This is a genomic window from Furfurilactobacillus entadae (assembly GCF_045862745.1).
Lineage (GTDB): Bacteria > Bacillota > Bacilli > Lactobacillales > Lactobacillaceae > Furfurilactobacillus > Furfurilactobacillus entadae.
Window position 1 is genome coordinate 39,923 of sequence record NZ_BQXN01000014.1, and the last position, 16,040, is coordinate 55,962.

General features: G+C 48.7%; 16 protein-coding genes. 12 read left to right on the forward strand and 4 right to left on the reverse strand.

The genetic code is table 11. From position 1 onward, the window contains the following. Nucleotides 1-699, forward strand: coding sequence for an ABC transporter ATP-binding protein (locus tag ACKTR5_RS07180; RefSeq protein ID WP_407880353.1), 699 nt, complete (start codon nt 1-3; stop codon nt 697-699). Between the two features lie 71 nt (nt 700-770). Here the strand turns inward: ACKTR5_RS07180 and ACKTR5_RS07185 are convergent, their stop codons facing one another. Further along, complete coding sequence (locus ACKTR5_RS07185; protein ID WP_407880355.1) at nt 771-1,649, reverse strand: LysR family transcriptional regulator; 879 nt, start codon at nt 1,647-1,649, stop codon at nt 771-773. Between the two features lie 104 nt (nt 1,650-1,753). Between ACKTR5_RS07185 and ACKTR5_RS07190 the strand changes: the two genes are divergently transcribed. The 3 genes from ACKTR5_RS07190 to ACKTR5_RS07200 all read left to right on the forward strand — a co-directional run bounded on the left by ACKTR5_RS07190 (nt 1,754) and on the right by ACKTR5_RS07200 (nt 5,847). Then, nucleotides 1,754-3,394 (forward strand): malolactic enzyme, encoded by a 1,641-nt coding sequence (locus ACKTR5_RS07190; RefSeq protein WP_407880357.1) that lies wholly within the window; start codon nt 1,754-1,756, stop codon nt 3,392-3,394. A 213-nt stretch (nt 3,395-3,607) separates the two neighbouring features. Next, nucleotides 3,608-4,381, forward strand: coding sequence for a (S)-acetoin forming diacetyl reductase (locus tag ACKTR5_RS07195; RefSeq protein WP_407880358.1), 774 nt, complete (start codon nt 3,608-3,610; stop codon nt 4,379-4,381). A gap of 395 nt (nt 4,382-4,776) precedes the next feature. Continuing rightward, a complete protein-coding gene (locus tag ACKTR5_RS07200) occupies nt 4,777-5,847 on the forward strand; it encodes a YdcF family protein (RefSeq protein WP_407880360.1) in 1,071 nt (356 codons plus the stop codon). 35 nt (nt 5,848-5,882) lie between these two features. Here the strand turns inward: ACKTR5_RS07200 and ACKTR5_RS07205 are convergent, their stop codons facing one another. Continuing rightward, a complete protein-coding gene (locus ACKTR5_RS07205; RefSeq protein WP_407880362.1) occupies nt 5,883-7,004 on the reverse strand; it encodes an acyltransferase family protein in 1,122 nt (373 codons plus the stop codon). 234 nt (nt 7,005-7,238) lie between these two features. Here ACKTR5_RS07205 and ACKTR5_RS07210 point away from each other — a divergent pair, with 234 nt between their 5' ends. Next, on the forward strand, nt 7,239-8,171 hold the full coding sequence (locus ACKTR5_RS07210) for a YczE/YyaS/YitT family protein (protein WP_407880364.1): 933 nt from the start codon (nt 7,239-7,241) through the stop codon (nt 8,169-8,171). Nucleotides 8,172-8,235: 64 nt separating this feature from the next. On the opposite strand, the gene ACKTR5_RS07215 is transcribed toward ACKTR5_RS07210, so the two are convergent. Beyond that, entirely contained in the window at nt 8,236-9,216 is a 981-nt protein-coding gene (locus ACKTR5_RS07215) for an aldo/keto reductase (protein ID WP_407880366.1), read from the reverse strand. Between the two features lie 153 nt (nt 9,217-9,369). Here ACKTR5_RS07215 and ACKTR5_RS07220 point away from each other — a divergent pair, with 153 nt between their 5' ends. The 7 genes from ACKTR5_RS07220 to ACKTR5_RS07250 all read left to right on the forward strand — a co-directional run bounded on the left by ACKTR5_RS07220 (nt 9,370) and on the right by ACKTR5_RS07250 (nt 14,795). Further along, the gene (locus ACKTR5_RS07220; RefSeq protein WP_407880367.1) at nt 9,370-10,221 is read left to right on the forward strand and encodes an alpha/beta hydrolase; all 852 of its coding nucleotides are present in this window, start codon (nt 9,370-9,372) and stop codon (nt 10,219-10,221) included. Nucleotides 10,222-10,341: 120 nt separating this feature from the next. Then, nucleotides 10,342-10,809, forward strand: coding sequence for a transcription elongation factor GreA (greA, locus tag ACKTR5_RS07225; RefSeq protein ID WP_407880369.1), 468 nt, complete (start codon nt 10,342-10,344; stop codon nt 10,807-10,809). Nucleotides 10,810-10,985: 176 nt separating this feature from the next. Then, complete coding sequence (locus tag ACKTR5_RS07230) at nt 10,986-11,741, forward strand: DUF2087 domain-containing protein (RefSeq protein WP_407880371.1); 756 nt, start codon at nt 10,986-10,988, stop codon at nt 11,739-11,741. A gap of 12 nt (nt 11,742-11,753) precedes the next feature. After that, nucleotides 11,754-12,197, forward strand: coding sequence for a DUF6530 family protein (locus ACKTR5_RS07235; protein ID WP_407880373.1), 444 nt, complete (start codon nt 11,754-11,756; stop codon nt 12,195-12,197). Between the two features lie 20 nt (nt 12,198-12,217). Next, nucleotides 12,218-13,363: an AAA family ATPase gene (locus ACKTR5_RS07240; protein WP_407880375.1), complete on the forward strand. Its 1,146-nt coding sequence runs from the start codon at nt 12,218-12,220 to the stop codon at nt 13,361-13,363. Between the two features lie 37 nt (nt 13,364-13,400). Continuing rightward, complete coding sequence (locus ACKTR5_RS07245) at nt 13,401-14,441, forward strand: vWA domain-containing protein (RefSeq protein ID WP_407880377.1); 1,041 nt, start codon at nt 13,401-13,403, stop codon at nt 14,439-14,441. A 9-nt stretch (nt 14,442-14,450) separates the two neighbouring features. Next, entirely contained in the window at nt 14,451-14,795 is a 345-nt protein-coding gene (locus tag ACKTR5_RS07250) for a GIY-YIG nuclease family protein (RefSeq protein WP_407880378.1), read from the forward strand. Between the two features lie 288 nt (nt 14,796-15,083). On the opposite strand, the gene ACKTR5_RS07255 is transcribed toward ACKTR5_RS07250, so the two are convergent. Next, the gene (locus ACKTR5_RS07255; protein ID WP_407880380.1) at nt 15,084-15,254 is read right to left on the reverse strand and encodes a hypothetical protein; all 171 of its coding nucleotides are present in this window, start codon (nt 15,252-15,254) and stop codon (nt 15,084-15,086) included. Between the last annotated feature and the right edge of the window lie 786 nt (nt 15,255-16,040).

A 16,040-nucleotide genomic window follows, 5' to 3' on the forward strand; every position in this document is an offset into this window, starting at 1 on the left:
ATGGTTCAAGCAGTCTTAAAATTAAATCATGTTACAAAACAATTCGGGAAAGATCACACCGCGGTGACCGCGTTAAAGGATGCCAGCATGAGTGTTGAACCGGGCCAATTCATTTCGATCATCGGCCCGTCTGGCTCCGGAAAAAGCACGTTACTCACCATTGCCGCTGGCCTTCAGTTGCCAACGCACGGCCAGGTCTTTTTAAACGACACCGATCTATCGACCCAATCGGAGAAGCAACGGCTTCAGTACCGGTTTGACCACGTCGGGTTTATTCTCCAAGGCTCAAACTTAATCCCATACCTTACCGTTGCCGAACAGTTTAAAGCACTCGATAAACTGGCACACCGCCCCTTCCAGTTAAGCCACATGCGTGACTTATTGGACCAACTGGGGCTTAAACGGTTAGAACGCGTTTATCCAAACGAACTGTCTGGTGGTGAACGCCAACGGGTGGCCATTGCCAAGGCCCTCTATCACCAGCCAGAACTCATCTTAGCGGATGAACCAACGGCTAGTTTGGACACCGCCCGGTCCTTTGATGTCGTAAAGCGGCTCATTGAGCAAGCTCACCAACGGCAGACGGCCATCATCATGGTTACCCACGATGAACGTCTCACTGCCGAAAGTGATGCCGTTTATAAAATTCAGGACGGTCACCTGAGCTTAGTTCAGGCCGCCGACAAAACACCCTCATAATCACAATAAATGTAAACCCCCTGAACTCGGCAAATGCCAAGTTCAGGGGGTTATTTTCGTTCAAAATGAGCTTACTGAATAAGCGCAAGGTCGTCAATAAACCGTTGTTGTGCCGTGGTCGGCACAAAGCCCTTTCGGTAAGCTACCGAAATGTTAAAACGCATTGTCAACGGATCACTAATTTCTAAAGCCACCACGTCATCACTTTCGAAAATGGCGTCGCCGACTAAAAGACTGACCGCTAAACCTTCCGCCACTAGCCCTTTGATCAACGGGATGTCTGGTGATTTATAAATAACGTGTGGTTCAATGCCACTAGCGGCCGCGAATTTTTGAAGCGCCTCCGGGTGGATAAAATTATCTGTTAACGTCACAAAGTTTTCGTCGGCAAGCTCACTAAAACTTACCGTTGTTTGATTAGCTAACCGGTGTTGCTTACCCACAATCACCTTAAAGGGGCGCTGTGCGAGCAGTGTGGTGGTCAACGTTTGATTCTGTAAGGGGCGTACCGATCCTAACAGGGCAACATCAATCTCGCCGTCCTCTAACTCTTGCAAGAGTTTATCCGACCCTGCCTCACGGGTTCGCAAGTGTGACAGAATGTTGTCCGACAGTAGTCGCCCTGCCAACTTTGGAAAGTAAATCGTTCCAATGATTGGCGGGAGCCCAAAGCGAATTGTGGTCGCCCGTGATTGTGCGATCTCTCGTTGTGCCAACGTCAGATTTTGGAGCATTATTTCAGCACGAGTTTGCAGGATCACCCCGGCCGTCGTTAGTTTGGCCAGCGCGTGGGTTCGATCGCGCTGCACTAACACGTCGCCAAACTCTTTTTCCAACCGCTTGATGGCCACCGTAATTGTTGGCTGGCTCACGTTGAATTGTGCTGCAACGGTAGAAAAGTTCTGTTGGTTGGCGACAGCCATAAAGTATTCCAGATCACGTGTATTCATGTTCACTCTCCATATTTAAAATGATTATATCAAAACGGATGTTTGACTATGATTATAACAGCGTTGTAGCCTATCCACATCAAGTAATTTTGGAGGAACTATTTATGACACCAACAGAAATTTTAGAAGACCCTTTCTTAAATAAAGGCACTGCCTTTACGGCTGAGGAACGCCGCCAGTTTGGTTTACTCGGTTTGTTACCACCCCAGGTGCAAAGCATTGAGAACCAGCTTGAACGTGTTTACGCACAGTTTCAGGCCAAGGCAACCATGTTGGATAAACGGTTGTACCTCATGACCCTCTTTAATGAAAACCGGATTTTGTTCTACAAGTTGTTTAGTCAGCACGTAGTTGAGTTCATGCCCATCGTCTATGATCCTACGATCGCAGACACCATCGAAAACTACAGTGAACTATTTTTAAGCTCCCAGTACGCCGCCTTTTTATCCATTGATGATCCCGGTAGCATGCGCCAAACGTTGCTCAACGTGGCCGGTGATCGTGACATTCAGCTCATCGTTGTGACTGATGGCGAAGGGATCTTGGGCATTGGTGATTGGGGCGTCCAGGGCGTTGACATTTCTGTCGGCAAACTCATGGTGTACACCGCTGCCGCTGGCATTGACCCCCACAAGGTCCTCCCCGTTGTCCTTGATACCGGAACCAACAATGCGGCCTTGCTTAACGATCCGTTATACCTTGGCAATCGTCATCATCGCATTGAGGGCACTGACTACGATCACTTTATCGACCAGTTCGTGACGACCGCCGAAGACCTCTTTCCCGGAATGTACCTTCACTTTGAAGACTTTGGTCGTAATAACGCCGCCAGGATCCTTAAAAAGTACCAGCAGAAGTACGTGACGTTTAATGATGACATTCAGGGAACCGGAATCATTACGTTAGCCGCCATTTTGGGTGCTCTCAACATTTCGAAACAGCGGTTAACGGACCAAACTTACTTAACGTTTGGCGCAGGATCGGCCGGTGCCGGCATTGCCAACCGCATCTTCGATGAAATGGTTGAACAGGGGCTCAGCGAGGCTGAGGCGCGTCGCCACTTTTACATGGTCGACAAACAGGGCTTGTTGTTCGATGACATGACAGATCTGACACCGGAACAGCGGCCATTTGCCCGCCAACGCAGTGAATTTGCTCATCCTGAGGCACTCACGGACTTGGCCGCCGTGGTCGACGCCATTCACCCCACCATTATGGTTGGAACGTCCACCCAACCGGGTACGTTTACTGAAGCCATCATCAAAAACATGGCTGCTCACACGCCCCGCCCGATCATTTTCCCGTTGTCGAACCCAACCAAACTGGCCGAAGCATCCGCTAGCAACCTCATTAAATGGACGGACGGCCGCGGGCTGATTGCAACCGGAATTCCAAACCCTGATGTTGTCTACGACGGGGTGACCTATCACATCGGCCAAGCTAACAACGCCCTCGTTTATCCGGGACTGGGCCTCGGCACGATTGCGTCATCGGCCCGGGTTCTAAACGATACGATGATCAGTAAGGCCGCCCACTCACTCGGTGGGCTCGTTGATCCAACCCAACCAGGGGCTGCCGTCTTGCCACCTGTCGATAAACTCAGTGTCTTTTCCGAAACGGTGGCCGAGGCCGTGGCTCAAAGCGCTGTGGACCAGCACCTGAATCAGCGGCCCATTACTGACGTTAAGGAAGCAGTCCTTAAAACGAAGTGGACCCCTGCCTACCAACCCCTAACCATTAAATAGTTGCGGTAGTGCCTGCACACCACGAGGTCTACTCAATTGAAAACGACTGATCCGCTGGTATGCCGGTGATCAGTCGTTTTTCCTCTGCCTGTTTATTTCCTAATCGAACCTGCCATCCAACACCTTTTTTTATTCGTCCTTTCCTTATTGCCGCGTGTCCCCTATACTAGGGATTAGTTATTAAAATCACAAAGTCAAAGAGAGGATTTTCCCATGACACAAAAAGTTGCCTTTATTACCGGTGCCGGCCAGGGAATCGGTGCCGCCATTGCCCGTCGTTTAGCTAATGATGGTTTTGCCGTTGCACTTGTTGGCCGGACAAAATCAAAAACTGACCACATTGCTGAAGAGATCATTGCAAATGGCGGAACAGCCATTTCCATCGCTGCCGATGTTGCTGACCGCGATGCTGTCTTTGCAGCCGTTGATGAAACAGTGGCCCAACTTGGCGACCTAAATGTTATGGTCAACAACGCCGGAGTTGCCCCAACCACACCCATTGACGACGTTACGCCTGAACAACTGGCCAATGTCACCATGATCAACACTGGTGGTGTTGTCTGGGGTACTCAGGCCGCACATGCTGCCATGAAGCGGTTAAATCACGGTGGCAAAATTATTAACGCAACGTCTCAAGCCGGTGAAGTCGGAAACCCTAACCTCACGGTGTACGGTTCCACGAAGTTTGCCATCCGCGGAATCACCCAAACAACCGCTAAGGAATTAGCTGACGAGAACATTACCGTTAACGCCTTTGCACCAGGAATCGTTCGGACACCAATGATGTTAGACATCGCCCATGAAGTGGGCCAAAACGCGGGTAAAGATGACGAATGGGGCATGCAAACATTCGCCAAGGACATCGCTTTGAAACGTCTTTCAGAACCCGAAGATGTCGCTAACGTGGTTGGTTTTCTTGCCAGCAGCGATTCTGACTACATCACTGGTCAAACGATTACGGTTGATGGCGGAATGGTTTTCCACTAAAATAATTGCGCTGTTTCCACTTTATTCCGTTTTATGTAGTTTATGATTGACTTCTCCACCACAGTCACTACACTTTAAGGTGAAGTGTAACGGAGGAAATGATGATGAATAAAGTGACCGTTTACCATGCCTTATGGTATCTTGCTGGGCTTTGTGTCACACTCGTGATGTTGGCGATGACACTTATCGGTGCTTTCATGATGTGGACATCCCTTTTTGGGGGCTAGCGACCCGTCTGAAACGCTAACGTGATTCAATAAACAAATTTTCCTTGAAACGATTGGTCACTTCTTAAGTGATCAATCGTTTTTCGACACTCGGATTTTTGGGGACGGCGCCGGTATCCTGGTGTCGGCCCCAAAAATTCATTATTTGACCGGGGGGAACCACCTTTTATGCAACTTCATGACTCAGCAACGCTATTGCTACTTGGCATGTGGCTCATTGCCATTATGTTTGCCGGCGGCTTTGCACTTTCTTGGCACATCGAAAAACGGCGGCTCATCAACGGAATTTGGTTTAACATTGCCTTTTACACAGCCCTCGCAGCCCTTGGTGGAAGCATTTTACACCTCAACAATCACCTGTTGATCATCGCCTTTGGTGTGCCATTTATCATTGTTCTACTAAGCATCATGGCGCTTTTTCTTGGTCAAAGTGTCTTACTTCTTTGGAACGCGGCCGTTGTCTGGCGCCGTGAAAGTCATTCTGTTGGGAACATGCTCACCCTCATCTTGGGACTTGGCATTTTATTGATTCCGCTGATCGACCGGTTGGCAGGTCACTTTCTGTCCCAACGATGGTTTAACTTTTTCGCCATGATTACCGATCTGGTCGTTTTTTACCTTTTATTTTGGTTCTACAACTACCTGACCGTCCTCGTCCTTTACCAATTTAACCGGCCCAAACTGAATCAACAATACGTCATCGTTCTTGGCAGCGGTCTGATCAATGGTGGCGACGTCCCCCCATTGCTCGCACAGCGGATCGATCGTGGCATTCGTTTTTATCAGCGGCAGCGTGCCGCAACCGGCGTCGCCCCGATCCTCATTCTTTCGGGCGGTCAGGGTGGCAATGAGACGCGGCCAGAAGGTGTGGCCATGCGCGAATATGCAGTGGCACACGGCATTCCTGCCGACCATGCCCTGGCGGAAGACCGCTCATTAAATACCCTTCAAAACATGCTCTTTTCACGCAAATTAATGCACAACATTGGCGATCATCAACAGCCCAACGCCATCTTTGTGACCAGTAATTACCACACGCTTCGTGCCGGCTTAATTGCTAAACAAGCGGGCGTGAAGGCTGACGGCATTGGCTCTCATACCGCACGTTTCTTCCTTCCAAATGCCATCATCCGTGAATACATTGCGGTCTTTACCCGCCATAAGTGGGTGCACGCGATCCTTCTCGGCTCTGTCATTCTCGTAGCGGGGCTTGGATTGTTATTACCTGCTATGTTATAAAAAACGTTAAGCTGCGCGGTTTGAATCCGCGCAGCTTAACGTTTTTTTGCATCATTCTTCAAATTCAGTTTAGTTATTAGCCACCGGCTCATCCGGCCACCATTAGCGGCAACGCCAAACGATAGTCCCCATCCGCACACAACAATCACAAACATTCGCAATCCAAGCGCCGTGTGCCAGCCAAGCCGTGCAGTTCCCCACCACAACAAGTTTAACCAGAACACATTGCCCAAAAACGCGCGGTACGCGATCTGCGCCAAGCGGTGAATTTTGCCATTAAGCCAGCCACCATGCGCAATTAACCAATTTCCCACAGCACTTAAGAGGCCAATCATGGTCACTGCATACAGTACAGTCGTTGGTTTTAGGTACGGCGCATTATCTAAATTAATGGGCACCCCGTAGCTTTTCAGTTCGACGTTCATACGCCACCATGTCAGACCACTAACGATAATGAGCACCCACCACCAGCGAAGCAACCATTTTGAAACCAGTTCACGGTGGGACCATGCAAACAAGCCGAGTAACGCGTACGGAACAAAACTAATAAAGAGGCGATCCATCAGGTACCAGCTGGCCGCACGTGGCCCGTTAAACACTGAGACATCGTAGAGTGCGACCCACCAAACGTAAACTGGGACCACCAGTAAGGCCGCAAACCCCCAGCGTTGCGGTCGGTGATCCAACCACTTGCCGACACCGAGCCATCCGGGCATGAGCAAAATAAACTGGAGCATCATGATGCTATACCACAGATGGGGTGCGGCATTGCCACTAATAAACTGCCAGTTAAAGCTCGCTAGATCATGATAATGATGGTGAACCTGTTCTCCCGGCATTAACAAGAGGTACGCTGCCGTCCACCAAATGGTTGGCGCAATCAATTTCGTCCATTGGGTCTGGAGATACGGCAAGTAGTCACCACGAAATGTCGTTAACGTTGTCGTTTTTGCCGTTGTGTACAGGATTCCAAAAATAAAGGCTGGTGCACTAAACTTCATCAGATCATTAAGGCCAATGACCCAGGTCTGCTGGGTTGTGGTTAGCGACTCATGAACAGCCAACCCTAGAACCGTTTGCACCATGACGACCGTACAAGCAATCACTTTCAACACGTCGCCTAAATCCGCGTTACCATCAGTTTGTTGTTCATTCATCACTAACCTCCTCCTGTTACACACACGTGGTTAACCGGTCCCTGTCACCCAAACGTAACGTTTTATTAATCATTAGACCACTTGGACAACGCAGCCCCGTCATCACGGCGCTACTTCACGTTTCATCTTACTCGTTTAGTCGACCAATTGGCCAGGCCCCCTTGAAACCAAAAACAACTTTTTGTTATGTTGGAACCTAATTTATGTCACTTTGGTCCTCAAAAGGTTTTCATCATGATAAGCGAAACACCAACGACAGACCCGCAGGTTAATAAGGCCGTTAACCTCACTTTAAAGACGATCATGTCCTTTTTCGGCATCGCCATCCTCTCACTTGGCACAACGCTGCTTCGCGCTGGCCAAGTTGGCCTGGATCCGTTTACGGCGCTAAATACCGGTTTAGCCAATCATTTTGGTTGGAGCCTCGGCGCCTATCAGCTGACCGCTAACGCTGCCATTTTTGTGCTTGTTTTACTATTCGATCGGAAGAAAATTGGCGTTGGAACCATTTTAAACATGGTCCTTGTTGGTTATGAAATTCAGTGGTTTACGACATTGTACCAAACCTTTTTCCCACAACGTGTCACCCTCTTTACAATTTTAGCGAACGCCATTATCGGCTTGTTGCTTTTCACACTTGGCGCCTCGTTGTACATGTCCACAAATCTTGGCGTTGCCCCTTATGATGCGTTAGCACCGATTGCGTCTGACCGCTTTCACATTAATTACCGCGTGGCCCGCATTATCCAAGACGTTGTTTTTATGATTGCTGCCTTTTTTGCTGGTGGTCCCGTTGGCGTTGCGACCATTATTGTGGCCTTTTTCACCGGCCCACTCATCACCTACTGGAACGTCCATGTCAGTGATCACGCCATTAACAGCATTCAACGGTTTAGTACCGAGCCCTCAGTTCGGAGCATCGGCGTTGAGATTGCGGAACTCGGCAAAGTCAGCTACGGCTCCGTTACGCGGGCCTACACCATGACCGTTCACACGCAACAACACCTCTCAGGTTATTCAAACGCAGAACTAGCCGGTCGTTTAAACACCACGAAACAGAATTTGGACAACGCTAAAAAAATCTATGCCAACATGGACACTCAGTATGAAATGTTGAAGAGCGAAGTTCAGCGCCGTCACCGGCTAAATGAAGATCATCCTGAATAATTGCAAGCAAAAATGACTGACTGCCACTTACTGGGCAATCAGTCATTTTGTTTAGAATCCCGGATTACCAAAGGTACTCAACGGGGTTCTTAATGTACTTATCATAAACGTCCCGGACAATGGCCATCTGATCGTCCGTTAGCGCCGGTGCATCCGCCGCACTGACGTTTCGATCAATCTGACTGGCCTTTGAGGCGCCAGGAATCACTGTTGACACCGCGTCAAACATCAGAATCCAGCGAAGCGCTACTTCTGCCAAGTTATCTGTTCCTAACCGTTCCTTCAGTTCATCAGCGGCCTTGACCCCAGTCTTGTAATCAACACCTGAGAAGGTTTCCCCTTTATCAAACGCAGCCCCGTCACGATTGTAAAAACGGTGATCGTTCATTCCGAACTGCGTGGTTGCCGTGTACTTCCCGGATAATAACCCGGATGCTAACGGAACCCGGGCCAAGATTCCCACGTTAGCTTCCTTTGCCATCTCAAAGAACCGGTTTGATGGCCGAAATCTAAACATGTTAAAAATGATCTCAACCGTTGAAATGTTGTAATCCAGGGCCTTGATGGCCTCTTCAACTTTTTCAACACTAACACCATAGTTTTGAATCTTTCCGGCTTGCTTCAACCGCTCCAATTCAAACCACACTTCGGGATCATAATAAACCGCCGTTGGTGGACAATGAAGCAACACGTTATCTAATGAATCCACCCCTAGATTCTGCAAAGATTCATCAATGAACTTATCAACATTCTCTTTCGTGTAGCCACGCGCAACGTGGGGATCGAGTTTCCGACCGATCTTTGTAGAAACGTGCACCTTACCAGCTTTCCCCTTTAAAAACGCACCAATTGCCTTTTCACTTGCGCCATCTTGATAGATGTCAGCCGTATCAAAAAAGTTGACCCCGGCGTCATATGCGGCATCAAGTGTTGCCCGTGCATCTTCCTCGTTAAACCGCGTCCCCCATTTCCCCCCTAGTTGCCACGTTCCCAGTGACACTTCGCTCACTTCAAAGCCTGTTTTACCTAACGTTCGGTATTCCACGTTACGGGCCCTCCCTTAAATCAGTTATTTTTTAACTCTAACACTTTCCAACTTTTTTTAAGTGATCCAGTTCTTATCAATTCAATAACATGTTCCCAGTTGGCACGACTTGGTGAGTGTCTTACAATAAACGTTAACGAGGGGGAATCATTCATGCGTAAAGCTATTGGTGCATTGGTCACCGTTGTTCTTGTTTTCATTATTGGTTTTATCAGCTGGCATACAAATGCTGCCAGTAAACCAAACAATGCCAACTATCACTACAGTCAAACGCCAACCCTTTTTCTTCACGGTTATGGTGGTGGTTCATCTTCAACAAAGGATATGATTAACGCGGCGCAATCAAGCGGCGCTGCAACCAAAGTTCTAACCGCAACCGTCAGCCGCTCCGGCAACGTTTCCCTGAGCGGTCATTGGCAACGTGGAAAGGTCAATCCCATGGTTCAAGTCATTTTTAAAGACAACAAAAATGGCCATTTTTTTCAAAATGCAACCTGGTTAAAACGGGTGGTCACGGCACTTCAACGTCGCTATCATATCACCCAATTCAACGTGGTCGCCCACTCCATGGGCAACCTTGATCTCATGTACTATGAGGCGCGCTTCGGGCAAAAACGGACACTGCCACAAATTAACAAGTACGTTGCGTTAGCTGGTCACTTTGATGGTATCCTTGGCATGGACGATAAGGCCAATCAAAACCACCTGTTAAGTAATGGCCAGCCTGCTCGCATGAACGACTCATACCGGTATTTATTAAAGCACCAAGCCAACTTTCCCAAAAATCAGATTAGCGTTCTTAACGTCTACGGCAACCTCAACGACGGGACGGCCTCCGACGGTCGAGTCAGCAACGTGTCCTCAAAATCATTAGCATACTTACTTGGTACTACGCCGCGGCACTACACCGCCAAAATGATTACCGGTAAGGGCGCCCAGCACAGTCGCCTTCATAACAACGCAGCAGTCAATAAGCTGATTATCGACTTTTTATGGGGTAAGTAATCTTATCCGTTAACGCCGTTTCGTTAACTGGTTAACGGAGTCTTCTGAATAACTGAATGGCCCATCTTTTATCAATCCCAACAATCCATTAACCGGTTAATTACTTTAAAGGATCTTATTATGATACTCACTGTAAACACAATGACCCCTGCCAGCTATCACCAAATTGAGCAGGCCATCACTGCCCTTGAATTAGATCGGCCGCACAAAATCAAACAGCTCCAGGAGGCACGCGCCCTGGGCGACCTCTCCGAAAATGCTGAGTATAGCGCTGCTAAACGTGACCTTTGTCACCTTGAAAGCCGCCTGCGCTACCTCAATAAATTGCTTCAGTATGCCGAGGTGGTCACACCAGAAACGACGGACCACGTGGAAGTGGGTTCTACCATCACGCTCACGTTTGATGATGATGACGCCCCCGACCGTTACCAAGTTGTCGGTAAGTTTGAAGCCGATTTAAACCAGAACAAACTTTCATTTGACTCCCCGCTTGGCCGGGCGGTCATGGATCATGTTATTGGTGATACGGTCAGCGTTGTCGCTCCAAACGGCACGTACCGCGTTACCCTGACGGCAATTGACAATTAGGCCACTGTCACCTCAGCTGATCTATCACTCAAGCACCATTAAAACGAAAACGCCTGATTCCCCACAAAGTTTGGGGCGTCAGGCGTTTTTTGTCGCTCATTTGTTCCTGTTTTCAAAAAAGTGTTGACGAATATAGTAAACACATTTAGAATACGTTTATCAATTGAGGTGATAAAATGTCAATCAATCAAACACTTGAAGAAATGGAACAGGGCTGGCACCGGGATGGTGACACCTACTACTGCAACTACTGCGAGACGGCATTTGTTGCTGACCAAGTTTATCAATTTGGCGATCAATTCTATGCGGCTGCCCCGGCCATTCGCCACCACATCACTGATGTGCACGGCGGTAACGCCCAGCAACTTATTCATGCTGACACTAAATACAACCAACTCACCAAAAAACAGCAGGAACTACTGGACGCCTTTGCCAACGGTGAAAAAGATGCCGCCGTTGCTAAAGCACTTGGTGTTTCTGCCTCGACCATCCGCCACCAAAAGTTTACGTTTCGGGAGAAGGCGAAGCAGGCACTTCAGTACCTCGCCATGTACCACAATGTTTTTGAGGTCCAACCAGATTCAGCAGACAGCCTCATCCCCACACCGGGACACGTTGCAAAACCTGATGATCGGTTTGCCATTACCAATGCAGAATGGCAAGCGACCGTTTCCGAGGCCTTTACTGAGCAAAACGGACACCTCACGCTGACAAAAATCCCGAAAAAGCAGAAACAAATCATCATCGTTTTAGACCGCATCACCCAAGACTTACCTACTGATCAACATTGGAATGAGCATGACATTACTGCCCACCTAAAGACCATCACCAGTGATCCCGTCACATTACGCCGCTACCTTATCGATTACGGGTTCCTTAGCCGGACCCGTGACGGCGCCGACTACTGGGTCACTTCACCACGCAAACAATAAAGGATAATCAAAATGACTTACCAACCAATTTCACATAACCAAAACTTCTCCCAAACGGATGGTCGCGCCACAGAGGCGACCACAATTCACCACGCAAGCTATGGCGACGCGCTCGGTGCCCGGCCCACAACTGGGGAACTCATGGTTCAACTGGACGATGATCCAGCTAAAACGGTCCCCGCAACCCGCATTTTAGACCTGGCGCTATTAATTCTAAGCACCAACGCTTACTTTTCAGAGGCCGCCTACAAACTACCGGCACTTTACGATCCGGACCACCCGGAAATTGCCCGCCATGCATTACAAGGCACCAGTTTCCCAATCACCGTTGCCACAGACAACGACACCTTGGCCCACGACATTCAATTTTTCTATAACCAACTTCAAGCTGATGGCGAACTCTACGGTGAACGTTACCGTCTGTTGCGCGACGAGCTTGCAAAGTTGGGGTACTAGCAAGAAGGAGTAACCCCATTATGACTGCACCATTAACCAAACAACGAACCACCTATACCCCGGCCGAACGGGCCATGATTTGGCATAAACTGACGACACACGTTATGAGTGCTCAGGAACGCCGTATCGTGGCAACCGTCAGCGCCACCTGGGACCAACCAGAATTACGCATTATCAACCTTCTCCTTGAAGGGGACGCAGGCTCCGGGAAGACCCAGCTCGCGAAAGCCCTCTCTGCTGACTTTCAGCTTCCCTACACAAAGATTACCTGTTTTGCCGACATGGACAAAACTGATGTCCTTGGCGCGCTGCTTCCCGTTTTGGATGGTGACACCGCCATTCAAGAAATCTTCGAACGAGCAACGACCCGAACGGATCTTCTCAACCAATTGGGTGAGCACTTGGGGTTAACGCCCGCTGCCACCCAGCAGTACCTTGATCAGTATGAACAACAGCACCAGACCGTTCATTACCAATTTTATCCGTCTGAGATCGTTCGCGCAGTTCAACACGGTTATCTGCTAGAAATTCAGGAACCAACCGTCATTCGTGATGCGTCTGTCCTGGTCGCCTTAAACGCTGTCCTAGAGCCAAACGGCACACTTGAAACCTTGCAGGGACAGATTCCCCGTCATCCTGACACCGTGGTCGTTTTGACAACTAACCGGCACTACCAAGGGAATCGGCCACTAAACGAATCGCTCCGTGACCGGATGCAGTATTCTGAAAAAATGGATTTACCCACCATTCCGGTCATGGTTGCCCGTGCCCAAGCCAAAACAACGGCAACCACCACAGCTGCCCTGACCATCATGGCGGAAATCATTCGATTGTTGGATGAAACAGCGACCGCTAACGGGATTCGCGGTGTCGCCGGCATGCGGAGTTACCTGTACTGGGCCGCCAGCGCGTCGTTCACTGATCTGCTCACCGGTTTTGACCAACTCGTCCTCTATAAAATCACCACGGATGAAACAGAACTGGCGTTGTTGCATGATGCATTGGCCGCAAGTGGTCTCTGGACTGACTTGCAGGCCATCGTTCACCCAACCGCGGCCACAGGACCATCAACACCCCAAACGGTCACGGACAAGCAGCCCTTGACTCAGGCTCCCACCGCATCTTCCGCAACAACTGCGCCAGCGTCTTCGGCGAGGCACCGCTAGCCACCAAGCGGCCGCAAGTTCTGCTGCTTCGCCAGCAGTGTCTGCACAGGCCACACGTCCTAGTCAAGCCGAACAAGTAACCACGGCAGCGCCACAATCCCGCGATGCCAGTCTCACCGTTGACAGTCGTCATGGTCGGGCCCAAACGCGCGCCAGTTTTCACGCCGGAATAACGCTTCACCGGCCACACCTTGATGCAAATGCCGCCAAGGCACAACGACACGAGCTTAACCTTACGGCCAGAGCCAGCCTTCGTCACACCATGAACGCGCATGAGGGCCTCATCGTCCATACACCGGACATTACGGACGCCAGCATGAAAACGGCGCACGCTTTGCTAGCCGATAATCAGCAAATCATGACCCAACTTGTTCGTCAGATGCAGGGCATTTTACAACATCAGCGTGCGACAACCGTCGCTCACGGGAAGCCATTCGGACAAACGTTTGACGCGACGCGCACCGTGAATCAAGATTTTCGCTACTTCACCAAAAAACGGCCCCCAAACGAAGCGCCCACCTTGGCGATTGCGGTTCGGTTAGATCAATCCGCTTCAATGGTCGATGATGACCGGATTGCTCATGAGCAGGCCGCCATCCTTACCCTCACCGCCTTTTGTCGGGCATTGGACATTCCACTTGCTATCAGCGGTGACACGGCAGACATCAGCGCCCGTGAGGCCACCTCAATCTACACCTATAAGACGTTTGCTGATGATTACGACACCGCGTTATTACGATTAGCGGACCTCAAAGCGTTTAATAATAATCGTGATGGTAGCGCCCTTCGCATCCTCTTAGATCAGCTAGCCGACCGACCGGAACAAACCAAATTATTACTCAACCTCAGTGATGGCCAGCCCCGGGCGTTACCAAATTATACCGGCGCACTCGCAAAAGCCGACCTACAGGACGTGGTTAAACTCGCCACCAGTCGTGGTTGTACATTACTTTCTGCGGCCCTGGGCGATGATGCTGCCACCCTTAAGGAAATTTACGGCGCTGACCACTTCCTGGACTTCACTGACCTTCACAAGTTACCAACCAATCTCGTGCACACCGTCATGCGCTTTATTTAAGGAGCCATTATGAATCCACAACGAAAACAACAATTACTCGATGAATACGCCCAGATCAAGGTCTACTACGGCGTCATCCAAATTAAAAATAAGCAAAACGGGAAGATTTACATTGCCGCTGTCCCTAACCTCAAGAATCGCTGGTCATTTTATCAGCAGAACCTGGATAACGGGAGCTTTCCTGTTCACCAGCTTCAGGCCGACTGGAAAACGTTTGGTCGGGAGAACTTTGAATTTACGGAACTGTATCGAAAAGACGCTGCGGATGTTTTAAACCTACGGCAAACCCTCAAGGACCTCCGTGAAGAATGGCTCGCAAAGCTTCAACCATTCGGCGACCGCGGCTATAATTAACGGCCGTTAGCACCTGCGCATCTTTAAAGGCATTGAGGTGTTTTTGGCCAAAGATGAAAAACCACGATTTCTATTTTAGTGTTCAAAATGAAACGCTAACCAGAGAATCTTTAAGCAAAATCTAGCGACTTAGATTTGTTATTTCCACAAAATGTCGTTATAATATTTTGTGTAAGGTAGTTGTTGTACATTTCGATCACCAAACACTCGCGTCTGCCGGCACGAGTGTTTTTTTGTAAATAAAAACGCCTCTTGCTGCCGGGCAAGAGGCGCTTACAGTTGGCTTCATTAAGAAGCACTAACTGTGAACAAGCTCAAAACAACGATAACCGTTAAAGCTACAATCATGATGAACTTGTAAGGTAGCTGTTTTCGTTCGTACATTTCGATCACCACCAATGTGACCAGATTGTTGAAAACAACGTGGCCACTTATAAGCGTATCATTTACCCACTTCATTAGCTACTTCGCAAAGTGATTTTGCTAACTTTTGTGCTGGCGAAATACCGCCAAAGTAGGCAATCATAACCGATACCAATTTGGATGAGCTAAGGTTTTAGTGCAGTTAGGGATAATACACGAATTTGTGGGTGAATTTGCCCTAATCAGCATTATATAAACTAGCGATGAGATTCGTCGTTTGTTATAATTCGAGCATGAAATTCAATATAAATTTTCTCTATGAACAGGTAATCCCATTGGTAATCTTTGTGGTTGTTAGTAGCTCAGGATTTATCATAGTAGCCTCTATATTTGTCATTAAAAACGATTCTCTTTTGTTAGCTGTTCTAATCAGTCACTATGTTATATCGTATTTTTTGCAAGTGCTAATTTTTTCGCATAATTCGATTATTGCCCACAACATAAAATCACTGTTTCCACTGCTCGATCCTGTTGCAAAAATGATTAGTGTTGGACTTACGCTAATCATCTTTATTACCGGCGCGTCTGCACATGCTTTGTTTTTAAAACAGTGGAACCATGCACCAACTAGTATTTATACGACGGCGTTGGTATATGTTACTGGTTTCTTGCCGAGTTGGTTTGCGATTGGTTACGTGGCCAAACACGAAAATAAAGATAAATAAGAACACCCCTGATGAAGTGAACCCATTAAGTTGGACATGTATATTAAGCGACTGATTGAAGGGCAAGCTGCCGGTATTAAACCGGTGTCTTGCCTTTTAGTTTGGTTTTGATTCGGCGTTGTTTGTAATAATCCAACCAATCAGTCATTGATTGAAT